The 17438-nt window shown below is 60.6% G+C and carries 11 protein-coding genes and 2 pseudogenes; 7 read left to right on the plus strand and 6 right to left on the minus strand.

The window, feature by feature from the left end:
• Positions 1-32: 32 nt before the first annotated feature.
• The 4 genes and pseudogenes from KM031_RS20595 to KM031_RS20610 all read left to right on the plus strand — a co-directional run.
• Positions 33-1826, plus strand: a pseudogene (locus KM031_RS20595) (strawberry notch C-terminal domain-containing protein); the annotation flags it as partial.
• An 11-nt stretch (positions 1827-1837) separates the two neighbouring features.
• Positions 1838-2869, plus strand: coding sequence for a DUF7146 domain-containing protein (locus KM031_RS20600; RefSeq protein WP_215507952.1), 1032 nt, complete (start codon positions 1838-1840; stop codon positions 2867-2869).
• 359 nt (positions 2870-3228) lie between these two features.
• A complete protein-coding gene (locus KM031_RS20605; protein ID WP_215507953.1) occupies positions 3229-4164 on the plus strand; it encodes a DUF2493 domain-containing protein in 936 nt (311 codons plus the stop codon).
• Between the two features lie 338 nt (positions 4165-4502).
• The gene (locus KM031_RS20610; RefSeq protein WP_215507954.1) at positions 4503-5711 is read left to right on the plus strand and encodes an MFS transporter; all 1209 of its coding nucleotides are present in this window, start codon (positions 4503-4505) and stop codon (positions 5709-5711) included.
• Positions 5712-5974: 263 nt separating this feature from the next.
• Here the strand turns inward: KM031_RS20610 and KM031_RS20615 are convergent, their stop codons facing one another.
• Positions 5975-7558, minus strand: coding sequence for an ABC-F family ATP-binding cassette domain-containing protein (locus tag KM031_RS20615; protein WP_215507955.1), 1584 nt, complete (start codon positions 7556-7558; stop codon positions 5975-5977).
• Between the two features lie 622 nt (positions 7559-8180).
• Between KM031_RS20615 and KM031_RS20620 the strand changes: the two genes are divergently transcribed.
• Both KM031_RS20620 and mauJ read left to right on the plus strand, forming a co-directional pair.
• The gene (locus tag KM031_RS20620; protein ID WP_215507956.1) at positions 8181-8858 is read left to right on the plus strand and encodes a hypothetical protein; all 678 of its coding nucleotides are present in this window, start codon (positions 8181-8183) and stop codon (positions 8856-8858) included.
• An 8-nt stretch (positions 8859-8866) separates the two neighbouring features.
• Positions 8867-9595: a methylamine utilization protein MauJ gene (gene mauJ, locus KM031_RS20625; RefSeq protein WP_215507957.1), complete on the plus strand. Its 729-nt coding sequence runs from the start codon at positions 8867-8869 to the stop codon at positions 9593-9595.
• 506 nt (positions 9596-10101) lie between these two features.
• Here the strand turns inward: mauJ and KM031_RS20630 are convergent.
• On the minus strand, positions 10102-10962 hold the full coding sequence (locus KM031_RS20630; RefSeq protein WP_215507958.1) for a hypothetical protein: 861 nt from the start codon (positions 10960-10962) through the stop codon (positions 10102-10104).
• Positions 10963-11648: 686 nt separating this feature from the next.
• Here KM031_RS20630 and KM031_RS22725 point away from each other — a divergent pair.
• Positions 11649-12791 (plus strand): annotated as a pseudogene (locus KM031_RS22725) (transposase); the annotation flags it as partial.
• A 284-nt stretch (positions 12792-13075) separates the two neighbouring features.
• Here KM031_RS22725 and tnpC read toward each other — a convergent pair.
• From tnpC to KM031_RS20660, 4 genes are read right to left on the minus strand one after another with little or no spacing between them, the layout of a single operon-like run.
• Positions 13076-14644, minus strand: a complete 1569-nt coding sequence (gene tnpC, locus KM031_RS20645) for an IS66 family transposase (RefSeq protein ID WP_215502983.1) — start codon at positions 14642-14644, stop codon at positions 13076-13078.
• Between the two features lie 54 nt (positions 14645-14698).
• Positions 14699-14893 carry an IS66 family insertion sequence element accessory protein TnpB gene (gene tnpB / locus KM031_RS20650; protein WP_260692135.1) on the minus strand — a complete coding sequence of 65 codons (195 nt, stop codon included), beginning with the start codon at positions 14891-14893 and terminating at the stop codon, positions 14699-14701.
• 38 nt (positions 14894-14931) lie between these two features.
• Positions 14932-17022 carry a recombinase family protein gene (locus KM031_RS20655; protein ID WP_035714956.1) on the minus strand — a complete coding sequence of 697 codons (2091 nt, stop codon included), beginning with the start codon at positions 17020-17022 and terminating at the stop codon, positions 14932-14934.
• Positions 17000-17203: a hypothetical protein gene (locus KM031_RS20660; RefSeq protein ID WP_035714909.1), complete on the minus strand. Its 204-nt coding sequence runs from the start codon at positions 17201-17203 to the stop codon at positions 17000-17002. The genes KM031_RS20655 and KM031_RS20660 overlap by 23 nt, the downstream gene beginning before the upstream one ends.
• Positions 17204-17438 lie beyond the last annotated feature (235 nt).

A 17438-nucleotide genomic window follows, 5' to 3' on the forward strand; every position in this document is an offset into this window, starting at 1 on the left:
AGCGCCGCGCTCTGCATAACGCGGATGCGGCATATTACGTCCTGGATTACCTCGCCCATTCCTTCCCGGTGCAGCTCTACGAGCCCTTCACCGACAGCGAAGGCAATCTGTCGTCCCGGCCTGTGGTGCGGGATGGCCAGCCGGTCGAGTGTCGGGAGGCTGCCCGCCGCCGCGACGCGCTGATCGAGAAGCTGGCCTCTTTGCCGCCTGTGCCGGGGGCACTCGACCAGATCGTTCAGCGCTTCGGCACCGATCTCGCGGCCGAGGTCACGGGCCGCTCGCGCAGGATCGTCAGGAAGGGAGAGGGTCCTTCGGCGCGCCTCGTCGTGGAAAGCCGGGCGGTTTCCGCCAACCTTGCGGAAACCGCGGCCTTCATGGATGACCAGAAACGCATCCTGATTTTCTCGGATGCCGGCGGCACCGGGCGCAGCTATCACGCCGATCTTGGTGCGAAAAACCAGCGCTTGCGCGTCCACTATCTCCTGGAACCCGGCTGGAAGGCTGACGCAGCCATCCAGGGTCTCGGGCGCACCAATCGCACCAACCAGGCGCAACCGCCGCTGTTCCGGCCCGTGGCCACCGATGTGAAGGCGGAGAAGCGGTTCCTGTCGACCATCGCGCGCCGCCTCGACACGCTTGGCGCCATCACGCGCGGCCAGCGCCAGACCGGCGGGCAGGGGCTGTTCCGACCCGAGGACAACCTCGAGTCCCCCTATGCCCGCGATGCTTTGCGTCAGCTTTACCGCAAACTCTATCGCGGTGACGTGCCGGGTTGCTCGCTCTTGGCTTTCGAGGATGCGACCGGACTCAGCCTCACAGATGACAACGGTCTGAAGGACGATCTGCCCCCGATCACGACTTTCCTCAATCGCCTGCTGGCGCTGACGATTGCGATGCAGGGCATCCTGTTTACTGCCTTCGAGGAGCTTTTGGCGCAGCGCATCGAAGGTGCTATCGCCGCCGGGATATATGACCTCGGGCTGGAAACCCTGCGCGCCGAGAGCTTCCGCGTCTCGGATGCTCGGGTGATCTACACCCATCCCGGCTCTGGTGCCGAAACCCAGCTTCTGACCATCGCGCAGAAGATCCGCAATGCCCCAATCTCCTTGGCCGATACGCTGGACTGGCTGGATGACCCGAAGGCGCGTTTATTGGTCAACAGCCGCTCGGGGCGTGCGGCAGTGCAGGTGCCCGCGACTAGCCTGATGCTGGACGACGGCACCATTGAGCCGCGCCTTCGGCTGATCCGGCCAACGGAAAACCACACGTTCCCGGTCAAGATGATGGAGGACACCCATTGGTTGGAAGCTGATCGCACGGCCTTTGCCGCCGCCTGGACTTCGGAACTGGCTGAAGTGCCGGAGTTCTCGGAAGCCACGCTCCACATCGTGGCGGGCCTCTTGCTGCCGATCTGGAAGCAGCTCCCGCAGGACGAAACCCGTGTTTACCGCCTCCAGACCGACAATGGCCAACGCATCATCGGCCGTAGGGTTTCGCCCGCTTGGGTCGCGACCACGCTGGCGGGTGACGCGCCGCGGCTCTCAGCGGCGCAGATCCATGCCCTCGTTCTCGAGGGCAAGACCGTGGTGCGCTTGGCCGAAGGGATGGAGTTGCACCGCTCCCGCGTCATGGGCATCAACCGGATCGAGCTGTCCGGCTTCTCTGAGGCCGCCAAGGACCGGCTCAAGGCCGATGGCTTCTTCTCAGAAATCATCGCCTGGAAGCTGCGCCTTTTCTGTCCGACGGATCCCGGCGGTGTGAAAGTGCTCGATCAGCTGCTTGCACGTTTTCCCATCCAGGGCCTAGATGCACGCAAAGGTTGTTAATCGTGTGCGCCATGTCATTGGAAACAGAAGATCTGTTGCGAGACCTTTCGCAAAATGCCGAAAGCGTCTGCCGCCACTATCTCCCCGCCGGGAGGCGGGAAGGCTCTTACTGGATGGTCGGCGATCTGCAGAACAATCCAGGGAGATCACTGTTTGTCCGGCTAACCGGACCGACATCAGGGGCGGGCGCTTCTGGGAAATGGACGGACAGCGCGACGGGCGAACACGGCGATCTTCTCGACATCATTCGCGAACGCACGGGCATCACACGCTTTCCCGATCTTTTGGCCGAGGCCCGGGTGCATCTTGGCCGTCCGCACCCGGTTCTCCCGGATGCCAATTCCCCACGCAGCCGAAAATCCCCCTCGGGTACACCCGCAGCGGCATCGCGTTTGTTTGCGGCCTCGCTGCCTTTGGCGAGTTCACTGGCAGAAACCTACCTACGTTCCCGGGGCATCACCCAAACGGTGCCGAGCGCGGCCCTGCGCTTCCACCCAAAGTGCTGGCATCGGGATGAGGGTCAGACCAAGCCTGTGCCCAGACCAGCACTGATCGCTGCGGTCACGGATGGGGCAGGGGCCTTGCAGGGCGTGCATCGCACTTGGTTGGCACCTGACGGACAGGACAAGGCGGCTGTCGACACACCGCGCCGGGCTATGGGTCACCTTCTTGGCAATGCCGTCAGGATCGCTCCTGCAGATCAAACCCTCGTGCTAGGGGAAGGCATCGAGACCATGCTTTCTGTACGCGAGGCGGCACCTTCTTTGCCCGTCTGGTCGGCGCTCTCGTCGGGTCACCTCGGAGCAGTCCTGTTGCCGGATGGATTGCAGCGCCTCTACATTGCCATCGACCGCGATCCGGCGGGGCAGCGCGCGGCGGAAAGATTGACCGCCAGAGCAACTGAGGCCGGGATTGTGGTGCGGGTGCTGGAGCCACGTCTCGGGGATTTCAACGATGATCTGCGTGCCCACGGCGCTGAGGCGCTGCGCCAGCATCTGGCAAAGCAGATCGACCTCAAGGATCAGCATCGGCTGACGATCTGAACTCTAAAAGCGCAAAAGCAGTCAGGGAACGGGGCAGGGGTCAAGCATCGCTTGAGGAACTGGGTCGCGTCTCTCTCCTGTTCCCGGCTGTCAAACCCACCCGACACCCGCACGTCCTTCAAGAGATGGGCAGGCGGCCGTCAAAGGGGCCGCCCCTTCAAGGACGGGGGCAACTGATTTCCGCCGCGCACGCTGGCGTGCGCTTTGCATCGCGAGGCAAATCAGCCGCCCCCCGTCCTCCTCCACATGCGTTCCGGCCCCAAAGAGGGGGTGAAGGGGCGTCCCCAGTGACAGCTTCCGCAGCCCATGAAGGCCGCGCGGGATGTCGCGCGGGCCCGAGCAGCCGGAGGCAAAAGACCATGACGACCCAATTCCAGAGCGAAGGTTTCGACCGCAGCCCCGCCCTTTCCCAGACTGCCTGGGCGCTTCAGGAGCTTCAGCTCTACGGCACCCGTGCCTTCCAGGACGAGGTCGATCTGCGCCCAATGCCGGAACCGGAGTGCCTCAACGACGCGGTCAGCGATATCTTCGATGCCCTCGTCGCAACACTTGGCGACACCCGTATGGAACCCGACCTTGAAGAATTGCTCTGGGGCCAGGTCAACCTTTTCCACCGCGCCGCCGCCCGGACCGAGCGCCTACTCGATGACAACGAAGTGGCGCAACACCGCCTTCAGCGCGAACAGGACGGCTCCGAGGTGAAATCGACGGAGCTTGAGCGCCTGACGGCCGAAGGCACCAGCCTTGTCGAACGGCGGCATTGCCTGGAAGCCTTCCGCGACCGCAGCGCCGAGGCGTTTGAGCTGCACACGGGCTCCACCTGGCGGCCCCGCTCTGGCTCGATGGTGAACCACCGCCACCTGACGGCGGCCCTGATCGACAGCCGCGATTTCCTCTCCGCCAAGCGCCGCGCCGAAAACGAAGTGCTTCTGCCCGCAGGACCCAAGGTTGCCCTCACCGGCGGGACCGACTTCAACGATCACCGACTGATCTGGGCCAAGCTTGATCTGGTCCAGACCAAGTATCCCGACATGGTCCTTCTGCACGGTGGCAGCACCAAGGGGGCCGAACTCATCGCCGCCAAATGGGCTGATGCCCGCAAGGTCACGCAGGTCGCCTTCAAGCCCGACTGGACCAAGCATGCCAAGGCAGCACCCTTCAAGCGCAACGACGCCATGCTGGACGTGCTGCCCGTGGGTGTCCTCGTCTTCCCGGGCAATGGTATCCAGGAAAACCTTGCCGACAAGGCCAAAAAGCTCGGCATCCCGGTCCTGAAGTTCGAGAAGGGGGCATGAGCCCCTTTTAACTTCACTTTCGGGAGATCGAGCCATGACTGCGACACATATCTAACGACCGCTACGAGATGGCAGCCTGGGCACCGAGGCGGGCTTCCGTGTCGCCGCCGTTGTTGCGTTGCAGCATGCAGCAGCCCTGTCGCTGAATATGGTGGGGCCGCTGCGCATGTTGATTGTCTGCAGCCTGGCCGGAGCCCCTGGGCGTGAGCGTGAAACCTGGCGGACTATGCTGCCTTTCGCCCTTGCGGTTGTGGTCATTCTGCTGGCAACTTCCCTGTTGATCGACAGCGGTATGATCTGGCCCTGATTGCTTCAATCCTCACAACATCAAAGACACCATGACAGTTGCATCCCCGACAGGAACCCCGACCAGAACCTATCTCGCGGTTTTGGTCATGCTTGGCACCACCCATCTGCTGAATGATCTGATGCAATCGCTGATCCCGGCAGCTTATCCGATCCTGAAAGAGGCCTATCAGCTGGATTTCGTGCAAATTGGCATGATCACCATGACTTTCCAGATCGCGGGATCGCTGCTGCAACCGGTGATCGGCATGGTGACGGACCGGCACCCTGCGCCCTATTCGCCGGTGGTGGGGATGATGTTCACCCTCTCGGGCCTGGTCAGCCTGGCCTTCGCCCAGAGCTACGCGACTATTCTGGTCTCGGTCGCGCTGATCGGGATCGGCTCTTCGATCTTCCACCCCGAGGCAACGCGCATGGCCCGCTATGCCGCCGGTGGTCGGCAGGGGCTGGCACAGGGGATCTTCCAGGTAGGCGGTCAGGCCGGAGGCGCGCTCGGCCCGGTTTTTGCCGCCGTGATCATCGTGCCTTTTGGTCAGAACAGCCTGTCATGGTTCGCGGTGGCCGCGCTTCTCTCCATAGCGCTTTTGATATGGATTGGCAGCAAACAGCGGCAGATCAGCGCGGAATTCGTGAGCGCACGCAAAGCCGCGAAAACCGGCACCACCGGGCCACTGCTGTCACCCAGTACCATCGCGCTTGGCCTGTTCGTGCTGACTTTCCTGATGTTTACCAAGAACGTATATGGCGAGAGCTTCCGGTCGTTCTACACCTTTTACCTGATGGAGCGGTTCGGCCTGTCGATCCCTTCGGCTCAGATGATGTTGTTCATCTTCTTGCTGGCATCGGCGGTCGGGGCGCTGATCGGGGGTATCGTGGGTGACCGGATTGGCCGCTATCGGATCATCTGTATCTCCGTTCTCGGGCCTTTGCCGCTGACGCTCATACTGCCTTATGTGGACCTCTTCTGGACCGGAGTGCTGACGGTCATGATTAACCTGATTATGGCCAGCGCCTTCGCCTCGATCCTGATCTATGCGATGGAGATTCTGCCAAACCGCATCGGCCTGATTGGCGGATTGTTCTACGGGCTGAACTTCGGGCTTGGCGGCATCGCGGCGGCGCTGCTTGGTGTGCTGGCCGAAAGCTACGGGGTGGAAACGGTCTATCATATCTGCTCGTTCCTGCCCTTGGCAGGATTGCTGGCCTGGTTCCTGCCGAGAATAGAGGAGACAAAGGGCTGATAGGCAGTAGCTTCTGGTCCTCTCAGGATTTGCTGCGACGCCCGTCGAAGGGTCGGGTGTGTCCTGGTCGGCGGGTAATATACAGCCGCACAGCAGCCGAAAAGTTCTGCGGCCTCTCCAGGTGGACATCCTTGCAGTCATGGTCGGCCCTTAGCCGCCGGTCGAGCCTCGCCGATGCTGCGCTGCGGCATTCTCCGAAGCGGCCGTTCAGACAAAATGCAGCAAAATCATCCCAATCATTGCATCGATGCGGGACGAAGTCGTCATTCCGCAAGATGAACGATTCTGTCCGGCGCGAGAGTTTCAAGGAATGCCGTGTCGTGGCTGATCACGATCACCGCACCATCATAAGCAGCCAGCGCGGCTTCCAGTGCGGCTATCCCGTCCAGATCGAGGTGATTGGTCGGCTCATCCAGAATCAGCAACAACGGCAGCGGCATGGACCCGAGGGCGCAGGCCAGACCGGCGCGCAGGCGCTCGCCGCCGCTCAATTCACCCGCATAGCGCAAGGCATCCGCCGCGCGGAACCCGAACCGGGCCAGTGCGGCATGGGCCGCGTGTATATCTGCCACGGGATTCAGGTGCAGGAAGTTATCGCGAAGGCTGCGAGCGGGGTCGAGCAATCCGACATGTTGGTCCAGAAGCGCGAACGGCACCTTCAACTCCACCCGTCCGGATTGTGGCACAATCTGCCCGGTGATGATCTTCAGAAGCGTGGACTTGCCGCTGCCGTTCGACCCGGCAATGACGACACGTTCGGGTCCGGTGACTGTCAGCGACAGATCGCGGATGACGGGGTGGGCGGGATCATATCCGCCCGTCACCCAATCCAGCCGCAGCACCGTCCTGCCTGGGGCGAGGTCGGTTGGGGGAATGTCCATACGAAGCGGCTGCAGGACTTCTATCTTCTCGCGTGCAGCGGATAGTGCCTCGTCTGCCGCCTCGCGCCGGGCCTCCCGCAAACGCACCCCCGCCCCGCCCGAGGCTTCCGCCCGACCTTTGGCGAAGTCCATCAGTATCTTCGGCTGATCACCCTTCGCCCGCGCCCGATGCCCGGCACTGTCCTTGCGTGCCTTGCGCTCGCTTGCCTGCTGCGCGCGGCGCGCACTATCTGAAACGGCTTTTTCGGCGTGGGCGAGATCGTGGGCCGCGGCCTCCAGTTCTACATCCTTGCGCTGGCGGAAGGCGCTGTAGTTCCCGCCATAACGGACCGCCCCGAGCGACGTCAGTTCGACGATGGCATCCATTTCTTCTAGAAGTTCGCGATCATGGCTGACGACGATTGCCCCGCCTGACCAACCCCGAAGGAGATCGATCACCGCCCTGCGCCCCTCTCGATCGAGATTGTTCGTCGGTTCGTCCAAAAGCAGGAAATCAGGTTCCGCCAGGACCAACGCGGCTAGGGCGGCACGACTGCGCTGTCCGCCAGAGAGTGTCGCCAGCGGCGTATTCGGCGCGCCGGACAGGCCGCAACGTAAAAGCGCGGCCTCTATCCGGGCGGGCAAGGTCCAGTCGGCATCGGCCAGTTCATCGACTTGCGCCAGCCCTGCCTCGGCCCGGCCCAGCACATCGACCGCAGCCCGGACACCGAAAAGGTCGGCGATGGTGTCGTCAGGATGCGCGATCACATCCTGTCGCATCATGGCAATGCTGCCGGAAACCTTTACCTGACCCGACGCAGGATGCAGATCACCGCGAAGCAGGCGAATAAGCGTGCTCTTGCCGGAGCCATTGCGCCCGACAATGCCGGTCCGTTCAGGGCCGAAGGACAGGTTGAGCTCGGTGAAAAGCGGCGTGCCGTCAGGCGTGGACCAGTACAGACTGGACAGGGTAATGGATGCAGGCATGGGGCAGAATTTCTCGCAACGAAACCGAAGGGGTGAAGGCGGCGAGGTTCAGGTCCATGTCTATGGCATCTCCGGTGGCAAGATATCGAGGAGGTAGTGGTCGCTCGGCAGCTTTGCAAGCCGAAGCCAACGGCAGGAATGGGCTCGAGCAGCATGCTGCGCCACAGCAACGGGCGGGTTCGGCGGCCTCAGTCGTTCCCCGCCCACGTCAGGCTAGCGCGGCCGAGGCTGTGTGAAAACTCAAAATCAGCTCAGGCGACAAGAACAATTTTCCGGATAGCAGGCGCATCTTGATAGTAACGGAGACCATCAGCCTGCCCTATCTGCGTCATTAGAACATTGTTCTGGATTATGCGGGCAATGGGTGAGTTTTCACACAGGCTCGGCCCTGAGCCGCCGGTTGCCCCACGTGGATGGTGCGCGGCTGCGTTCCCCAAAGCAGCCTTTCACCGGATCGGCTATCGCTGCGATGCAGCTTCCCCAAAACGGTCATCCATCGCATCGTGCAACATGGCTTGGCAGCCCAAGGTCGGCAGTGCTGACGGAGCGACCGCCGGCGATCTTGTAGCCAAGGTCTGGTTGTTGATTTGATGACGGTTGCGCGGCAGTCGAGGCAGTTACCATGTATGCAAAAAATCTATCGCTTCTTCTTCATCGTGAGCTTTCTGAACAGCTATCATACGACGAAACGCTCAAGCGATTTGAGAGCTTGCGCGGATGTGGACAGCTCCCGCGTGGGAGAAACAGGGCAGCACAACGTCTTTTCAACGACGAGATTGCAAGCGCGATTTTGGGCTACGTGCCCACGGGGAGCGAATTGGCAGGGCACGTCGCCTTGATAATGGGTGATTTGCGGGCCGTTGGTGGGGAATCCGCATCATTTAAGGGCGCGGCTTCTCTCCGCGCGGCGATGGCGGCACTTTTCGCCAATGACGACGACTGCAATTCCCTCATGTCGCTCACGCTTTCTATAGCTCGAATTCCTGGAAACGATGAGTATCAGGCAAAGCTGATTTTCGAGGAAGACGGCCAACGGAGGACTATCTCCTACGTTTCGAAATACGCTTTGTCTCTGGCAGCGGTAGGAGCGGAAAAAGAATTCGATCATGACCGACCCTTGTCAACCAACACCCGTCAACTCGTCCTCAACCGAGAGTTTTTTCGCCAATTAAAGCGCGACGTCGACCTTTCGCGTCATTTGGATCGGCCATTGGAAACGGATTGGCGTGAATATGAAACAGAGGAAGAGCGCAACGCCTTCCATGAGCGCCTTGGTGCGCGCAAAGGGTCATTGTTTTGAACCTTGGCGTGGATACCACCGTCACTTGGCCAAAGAAACCAACGCGAGTTGAGTTCGGCGGCCATAATTTCGTGCTTTTCCCAAAAACCAAGGAAACTTCGCATTCGATCAGCATAGACCTACAGGGCGAGCGCATTAGCGCAGAAGACGCCAGGACTCTTCTCAACCGGTTTTTGAGTGTTCTTTCTTGGTGTGATGATCGTCACGCCATCCTGCGGCAGGGGTGGTCGGGAAACCCCGTGCCCGTGCCCGTGCCAAGGCGTGACATGGTATTCTCGACAATGATGACTTGGATGTTCTATCGCTCACTGCCAGATGATAAACAATTGCTAAACTGCCTTTCCTACTATCGAGAAGGATTGAATGCTGCTGAGGCCGAAATTGTATCGCAGGAAGTGCTGAGCTTCTTCAAAGTCTTCGAGATGAGGCGCGAAGGCCCCCAAGTCAGGCGTTGGATAGCGGAGGAATTCGACGCGGCTTGCAAGAATGTCCCGCCGGAGTTTTTGAAGCGTTTCAAAGAAGACAGACAAGAAAAGTCAGTTGAAAAGTATGTGTATGAGAATTGTCGCGTCGCAGCTGCACACGCCTCCATGAAATTCACGTCCGATGCAGACATGTCTTCCGAAACGCGTAGGTTATCTGTCGCTGCTGAGATTGTGCGGGCTCTGGCGCGGCATTACATAAGAACGACATTCAGTTTTTCAGATTCATACTTTAGCGACGAAATAAATCAATAGCAGCCATAGGGTCGCTTCGTAGCATCGGTTAGAACGGGCTCCTCGCGTCTAGCTGCGTCGCAGCATCGACCTCGCGGCTCTCGCGGACCGTGCCAGCGTCGTGCCCGGCCCAATGCTGCCACACGAAAAGAGGACAGGGCCCTTTGTGCGCCCTCTCAAAAGCCGCCTCTCTGTTCGTTTACGCGTCACTGATACAGTACGGACTATATCGCAGGTGACGCTCTCGATCGTCATCATGGCCACCACGCTTACAAGTCCATTTCGTGTCAGCCTAGATTGGGAGTAGAAAGTCAGGCTTGCGGCATTGCCAGAGGCCCAAAGCTACTTCCTACGGAAGCGTTCTATCCTGCCCTTGGGGCAAACAGAAAATAGGATGTTACGATTGTAATAAAGACCTGAAGCGCGCCTCGTTAAAAGTAATCCAGACCTCTAAAATACCAATCATTGCCGCGATATGGAAATGGTGGGGATATTGGCAATGTAACTAGCCGTTTTAGATCGAGAATCTAGAGAAACTTTGCCGCGGCTCCGATTGCGGCAGCGATTAATCCCAGAATGCCGAGAATGATCTTCTTGTCAGAGAAGTCTTTGCGCAACCAACTCCTATATGGGCGCGTAACGCGGCGAACTTCCGCCATATAATTTAAGCTGCCGTATACTTCAGGGGAAAGCTGAACGTAATATTTCTCTTGCGCTTGACTTTGCTCTAGATGCACCTTCTCAATCGCCTCAAGGGAACGCTGAAGTGCAAACTCCCTAGCAAGAAGCTTCCAAGTATTACTTCCCGTAACTGTCCTAGGAAGATTCGCATCCTCACGCAAAAATGGCGAGCTCAGATAAAGCAAGAACGCAGCCCGACATTGATCGGACTGATGTATTTCCTGATAGTTCTCCGAAAATTTTTGCAAGACGAGAGCGTACTCCAAGAACCTAAATCGTCTTCTGTGCTCTCGATTAATGTCCTCGGCCAAGTCAGTGCCGGTCTGTGGGTAGACAGTTAGAACACCCTGTTTGCTCGCCATCGAGAAAGCCGACTTTGCATACTTGATATCTAGGTCCTGATTCCGATCAAATATTTTTTGAGCTAGACTCTCATCTGCACTTTCAAAATGCCGATTATTGATCAATAGCCCAGCAAGCGCATTCGTATTTTCAAGCTTCCATACCTCGAACTCTTTGACATCGATCGGCGCTGCATATACCATAGCCGGTTTAGCCGCATAAGAATTTGAGGTCGGATAGCCCTTCAACTGGTGGCTCGTGATGATCCCAATAAGAGTGTCAACTGCGATTGAAGCCAAGCTGTGCGAGCTAAGATCTCTGGAAGCAAAGAAGTCATCAATTGACTCGCCTATCGAATCAGTCATTGACACTTCAATACAAAGCGTGCCGGGCCTATAAAATCGAAGGGCAAAATTATATTGTCGCAATGAACTTGATTCTTTACCCTCGAAACGCAACTGCGCGCTTCGACCTATTGCTCTCCCTTTCCCACTCTTGTTTACCCTTCGGCATATCTCCTGCCAAACCTCAAGCTTGGGTTGAACCAGCCAGGGACGGTAGGAGCGGTCAGAGGTTATCCCAAGAGGCTTAAGAAACCCAGGATTCTCGCTTACTGTCCAAAGATCACTTCTTGTTAGGCCCTCCTCTAAGGATGGGCCTATCCAAGATGTTACGATCCAAGAGTGTATCATATGACAACCTAAATAGCGTGGGCGGCGGGGGTCGAACCCGCTGCCGAAGCTCCAACCCATCTTGGCGCCCACGGGTCGATTTTTAACAGGCTGATTACGGAAAGCCAAGGAGATCTTGCCCGAGTTGCCAGCTCTATTCAGCTTGCGCTGGCCGCAATGACCTCGCCGGATCACCTGCAAGATTGCGCTCCAACTTGATCGATTGGCGAAGGCAGTCTGCGGTTCAGCGCATCCACGCGCCGATTGCCGACTTAGGGCTCATTTCGATTGCTGGCGGCGCACTATGCTAAGTGACCTGCCCCCCGGAAGTTCCCTCGCTGTGATGTAGAGTCTGCCCAACCTGAGAAGGAGCAGACGACATGAGAAAAAGCCGTTTCACCGAGGCGCAGATTATCGGGATGATCAAAGAACAGGAGGCGGGGCTGCCGACGGCCGAGGTGTGCCGCAAGCACGGGCTGAGCCCTGCGACGTTCTACAAGCTGAAGGCCAAGTATGGCGGGATGGACCTGTCCGATGCCAAGCGGCTGAAGCAACTCGAGGATGAGAACTCGAAGCTCAAGCGCCTACTGGCGGATGCTATGCTCGACAATGTGGTTCTCAAGGATTTGCTGGGAAAACCCTGACGACACCGGTGAAACGGCGGGACGCGGTGCTGCGGGCGCTGAGGGGCCACCCGATCTCTCAGCGCCGGGCCTGCGTCCTGATCGGTGTCGATCCGAAGACGGTGCGGCGCGACAGGCCACCCGATAACCCGGAAATCCGTGAGGAGATGCACAAGATCGCTGAGAAGCGTCGGTTATCGGCGCGTGGGCATCATGCTGGAGCGCAAGGGCATGATTATGAGCGAAAAGAAGCTCTACCGGATTTACCGGGAGGAAGGGCTGTCGGTGCGCCGCCGTCGTGGCCGCAAACGGGCACGCGGCAGTCGGGCACCAATGCCGGTGCCGCTGCGCCCGAACCAGCGGTGGTCCCTCGACTTCCTGTCCGATACCTTCGGGGCCTGCCGCAAGTTCCGTATCCTGGCGGTCAACGACGATTGCTGCCGCGAGAACTTGGCCCTGATTGCCGACACCAGCATATCAGGGGCCAGAGTGGCACGGGAACTGGATGCGCTGGTAAGGATCTATGGCAAACCGGGCTGCATCGTCTCGGACAACGGAACCGAGTTCACCAGCAAGGCCATCCTGAAGTGGGCCAACGAGAACGGCGTCGAATGGCACTACATCGACCCGGGCAAGCCGCAGCAGAATGGCTACATCGAGTCCTTCAACGGCAGCCTGCGCGACGAATGCCTGAACGAGGAGATCTTCGACAGTCTAGCCGATGCCCGCCGAAAGCTGGCCCTATGGCGCTACGACTACAACAACGTCAGGCCGCATTCCTCGCTGGGCAACAAGACCCCGACAGAAGCGCGCCGGGCGCTTGAGCAATCTGAGGGCTTCGCGCCCGGCGCGCTTGCCCAACCCGAAACCGATCACTATCAACCCCAAGGGCTCTCGTTATGAACGAGGGATGACCGGGGGGCAGGTCACCGCCGTTCGATCCTAGCCGACGCTGCTCCGCAGCGTTCCCGGAAACGGCCATTCGACGCATTGTGCAGAATTTCACAAGCCAAAAGTCCAGCGTTTGGCATGGAGTTGGCCTGTGCGCTCGGCCACGCAACCGGTGAGCGTAAGCCCTAAGCCGTCTGCCGCCTATGGGCATCGCGCTGCCTCGGGGCGATCTGAAGCCGCATCCTGGCGGCTTCGGGATCGTATGTAAGCGGTGCGTGATCCCCGTCAGGCTTTCAGCTTGACGGCTTTTGGAAGGCCCAGGGCATGAGGTCGTCGATGCGCGCTGCGGGGTGGCCGTTGGCGATGGCGGTCAGGGTTTCGCGCAAGTAGGCGTAGGGATCGATGGCGTTCAGCTTGCAGGTCTCAATAAGCGAGGCCAGGCGCGCCCAGGTTCGGCCGCCCTCGTCATGACCGGCGAACAGCGCGTTTTTACGATTGAGGGTTAGGGGTCTGATGGTATTTTCGACCGGGTTTGTATCCATCTCGACGCGGCCATCGGACAGGAAGATCTGCAGGCCATCCCAGTGCCGGTGGATATAGCCGAGCTTCTCGCCCAAGCGGGATTTGGCGGAGATCCGGCTGCGCTGGTGGGTCAGCCAAAGGCGGAAGTCGGCAATCAGCGGGGCCGATCGCGCTTGGCGGGCCGCTAGGCGCTCCTCGGGTGAGCGTCCCCGGACGCTGGCTTCGATCTTGTAGATCTGGGCGATGCGGCGCAGGCCTTCGGCGGCGATCTCGGAGCCGTCCTTTTGATAGATGTCATGCAGTTTGCGCCGGGAATGGGCCCAGCAGTAGGCCAGCGTCAGGGGCATGCCGCCCACGCGCTTTGGTTCGGCCAAGGCGTCATAGCCGGTATATCCATCGACCTGAAGAATGCCCTCGAAGCCTGTCAGGATGTCCATCGCATGGCGGCCATGGCGCCCGGGCGCATAGGTGAAGACGACCGCGGGCGGATCGCCTCCACCCCAGCCGCGATCATCGCGGGTCACCGCCCAAAGGTAGCCGGTTTTGGTTTTGCCCGCCTTGGGATCGAGGACCGGTGCCCGGGTCTCGTCCATGAACAGGCGGCCGGATCGCTTGAGGTGGACCAACATCCGGTCAACGACCGGGGCCAGATGATAGGCTGCTACGCCACACCACTTTGCCAGGGTTGACCGGTCCAGATCCACGCCGCCCCGGCCATAGATCTGGCATTGGCGATAAAGCGGCAAGTGATCCGCATATTTGGAGACGGCGACATGGGCGAGCGTGCCCTCGGTCGGCAAACCGCCTTCGATCAGCCAGTTGGGCGTGTCGGCCTGTATGATGCCTGCGTCGCAACGACGACAGGCATAGCGGGGGCGAATGGTGACGATGACCTGGAAGCGGGCAGGAACGATGTCGAGACGTTCGGCGCGGTCTTCGCCGATCGTCACCATGTCGGTGCAGCCGCAGGGACATATCTTCTGCGCGGGTTCGATCACCTGCTCGATGCGCGGTAGGTGATCTGGCAGATGGCCAAGGTTGCGTTTGGCTGCCGGACGCCTGGGCCTGCCATCGGCATTGCGCTCCGCCAGCGCTGCCCGCGCGGCCTCGGCTTCGGCGACCGCCGTTTCCAGATCCTCGAAAGCCAGCTGGCGCTCGTCGGGTGCCAACTGCTCGGACCGCTTGCCGTAAAGCGCATGGCGCAGCTCGGCGATCAGGTAATCCTGACGTTCGGTCTGCGCCTCCAGCCCGGTGACCTTGGCCTGCATGGTCGCAAACGCCTCACGCACGGCGGGCGGAAGGCTGTCCATATCAAAGGGGAGATCGGCGGGCGCAGGCATGGCTGTTTATACCGCGTGCCCCCAGGATTGCCCATATTTACAAGGCGATCCGAGTCACTCTGTCGCGGGGGGATGCGTCGGCCTGGGCGCATGGATGCGGCGCCAGTCAAGCCCTGCAAACAGCGCCTCGAACTGCACCCGCGACAGCCGCATGACCCCGTCGCCAACCTTTGGCCAGGCAAAGCCGCCCTGTTCCAGTCGCTTGTAGATCATCACGATCCCACTGCCGTCCCAAAACAGAACCTTGATCCTGTCGCCCGATCACGTTTCATAATGCATCTCCTCCTTCAGAATCCGGGTAGGGTCATGGACCTGTCTGCAATCTTATCAAGCGCTTGCCTTGGCCTGCGCGCGGCTATTTCCTGCAAGCCTATCCGAACCGCCTCGGTTTCGAGCGCGGCCAGCGGTATTTTCCATGGGGCGGAATACAGGATCTGTGTCGCGGGGAGGATCTGCGCGCGGATCAGTTTGTGGACAGATGCCACGCAGACGCCGAGCCGCTTGGCGGCAGCATCGACGCTCACGGTCTTCTCCTCCTCGGCCTCGGGATCATAGGGTGGGATCGCGAGCCTGTCGCGCAATTCAGCCACGCGGACGGTCGTCCATGTCTCGTCATCCTCAGTGCGGCAGCGCATCCGGTTGAGGGTCACGGCAAGTTCCCTGTCTGGCCAGTGCCCGCCAAGTTTGCGCAAGATGTCGGCAGCAGTGCGCTTTGGCCCCGGTGGGAAGCGACCGGTTCGGCGCCGGGCCAGCCTGACCTCGGTGTGGCGCCCGCCGATCCAGTGAATGAGCAGAACGAAGGCGTTCTCCGCCTGATCGATGTCGATCACCACTTCCTCGATCAGCAGGCGCACCAGTCGCTGCCGCGCGCGGGCATCGGTCCCGGCGGCATTCCATGCCGAGGGCAGGTCGGTGGCGAGCCGCAAGAGGACATCAGGATCGACCCCGGGCCTCGCGATGAGTTCTGCGCCCAAAGCGGCAAGTTTTTGCTCGACCGAGGCCACCCGCTCCAGGGCTGCGTTCCACCGCGCCTCCAGCGTGCGCGCAACATGCCGTTTGGCGGGATCGACATGCTCATATCGCCGCTCGGCCAGTTCCGCGGCGTATCGTGCCTCATCAAGCTCCTTCTCGACAGCAAGCCGCACCACCTCCTGTGCCCGGGTGGCCTGCTGTCCCGCCAATAGGGCAGCCTGCACGGCGCGGCCGGAGACCGCTTCGAGCAGTTGGCCGGTCACGGCCGCATCGATGCCGCCCCCGCCCGCACCGATGCAGAGCCCAGCCCCGACATGGCTGTCATCGCCCCGACATTGGTAACGATGGGACAGGTCGGTCCCGGTCTTGTAAAAGACCCGCATCATCCGGCCGCACCTTGCGCAACGCGCCATGCCGCTCAGCAGCGCCTGTCCGCCGCGCCCGGATTTGCGGGCCGTTCGCTTTTGCATATGCGCGTTCTCCCCCAGCAGGACGCGGTTCTCCTCATAGGCCTGCCAGTCGATGTATCCTTCGTGATTGCTCTTGATCAGCACGCCCCACTCCTCGATCGCCCGGTGATGGCCGCTGGTCTTGCGCGCCTCGCCCTCGACCACCGCCATCCGATTACCGGTCCGGCCGAAGGCATAGGCACCAGCGTAGACCGGATTATGCAGCACCTGCATCACGCTGTGATAGGCAGGCTTGCGCCAAGCGATCTTGCGCAGGGCACCGTTGCGCAGGACCACTGGCAGATGGACATCGGCCGCGCGCAGCCACAGGAACACCTGGCGACCGCTGCCAAGCTCGCGGAACTTGGCGAAGATCAGGTGGATGGCCTGCCGGACCCGCTCATCAGGATCCATCTCAATCCTGTCGTCCTCGCTCCAGCAGAACCCAGGCGGCAAGGTAAAGCGGAGTTCTCCCCGCTTCGCCTTCGCATCGCGGGCCGCCAGCCCACGTTGCCGCAGAAGACTGAGTTCGTATTCCGACATGGTGCCCTTCAGCCCCAGCAGCAGTCGATCATTCATTTGACGCGGATCGTAGACCCCCTCCGGGTCAACGACCAAGGCCCCCGTCAAGGCGCAGAGGTCAATCAGATGATGCCAGTCCCGGCCATTACGGGAAAGCCGCGAGGCTTCGATGCAATAGACCGCCCCCACCGTCCCGGCACAGACTTCCGCGACCAGACGCTGGAAGCCCGGGCGGGCAATCAGACCAGAGCCGGAGCGTCCCAGATCCTCATCGATGACCCGGACCTCGGCGAAGCCGGTGTCGCGGGCGGCTTCGGCCAGCTGGTATTGCCGCTTCTGGCTTTCGAGATTCCCGAGCACCTGAGCCATCGTCGACTGGCGAACGTAGACGAGTGCGCTGCGGGCAAGGTGCTCAGCGGTGATCTTTGCGTGCATCATGACCTGCGCCCTCCGCAATCTTGCCCGCCGCCATCAGCAGCAGGTCTGCCAATGCCTCCAGGATCGCCGGTGTCGCGGGCGCGGCCGGGGGGCGGTTCGGGCTGTCGTTCAGGTCCAGGCAGAGCTGACTCGGCGTCGCTTGCTTTTGTTGCGAGAGGGGTCGGGGTCGGCAGGGCATGCGTATCCTCCTCGGGAATCGATCCCCCACAGGATGACGCAAGCTGACCGTGACGCATTAGATCGAGTGTCTGTGCAAGCGACCGCAAGGCTTCGAGAGCAACAACCGGCGGGCCGCTTTCCATGCGTGCGCAATAGGCGGCATCGCACATCCAGGGGGGCAAAGTCCGGAAGAACCCCTGCCGTTCCTCGACCAGCACAGAGTCCGATCCGTGCCTGCGTCCCCCATCGCGCGC

It is taken from the genome of Gemmobacter fulvus (genome assembly GCF_018798885.1).
GTDB classification, from domain to species: Bacteria; Pseudomonadota; Alphaproteobacteria; order Rhodobacterales; family Rhodobacteraceae; genus Gemmobacter; species Gemmobacter fulvus.

Coding starts and splice junctions, on each gene's coding strand:
- KM031_RS20655 (WP_035714956.1), bottom strand. CDS start 17,022: ATGCACGCAAAGATCACCGCTGAGCACCTTGCCCGCAGCGCACTCGTC.
- KM031_RS20605 (WP_215507953.1), top strand. CDS start 3,229: ATGACGACCCAATTCCAGAGCGAAGGTTTCGACCGCAGCCCCGCCCTT.
- KM031_RS20610 (WP_215507954.1), top strand. CDS start 4,503: ATGACAGTTGCATCCCCGACAGGAACCCCGACCAGAACCTATCTCGCG.
- KM031_RS20630 (WP_215507958.1), bottom strand. CDS start 10,962: ATGACTGATTCGATAGGCGAGTCAATTGATGACTTCTTTGCTTCCAGA.
- KM031_RS20620 (WP_215507956.1), top strand. CDS start 8,181: ATGTATGCAAAAAATCTATCGCTTCTTCTTCATCGTGAGCTTTCTGAA.
- KM031_RS20615 (WP_215507955.1), bottom strand. CDS start 7,558: ATGCCTGCATCCATTACCCTGTCCAGTCTGTACTGGTCCACGCCTGAC.
- KM031_RS20600 (WP_215507952.1), top strand. CDS start 1,838: ATGTCATTGGAAACAGAAGATCTGTTGCGAGACCTTTCGCAAAATGCC.
- KM031_RS20660 (WP_035714909.1), bottom strand. CDS start 17,203: ATGCCCTGCCGACCCCGACCCCTCTCGCAACAAAAGCAAGCGACGCCG.
- tnpC (WP_215502983.1), bottom strand. CDS start 14,644: ATGCCTGCGCCCGCCGATCTCCCCTTTGATATGGACAGCCTTCCGCCC.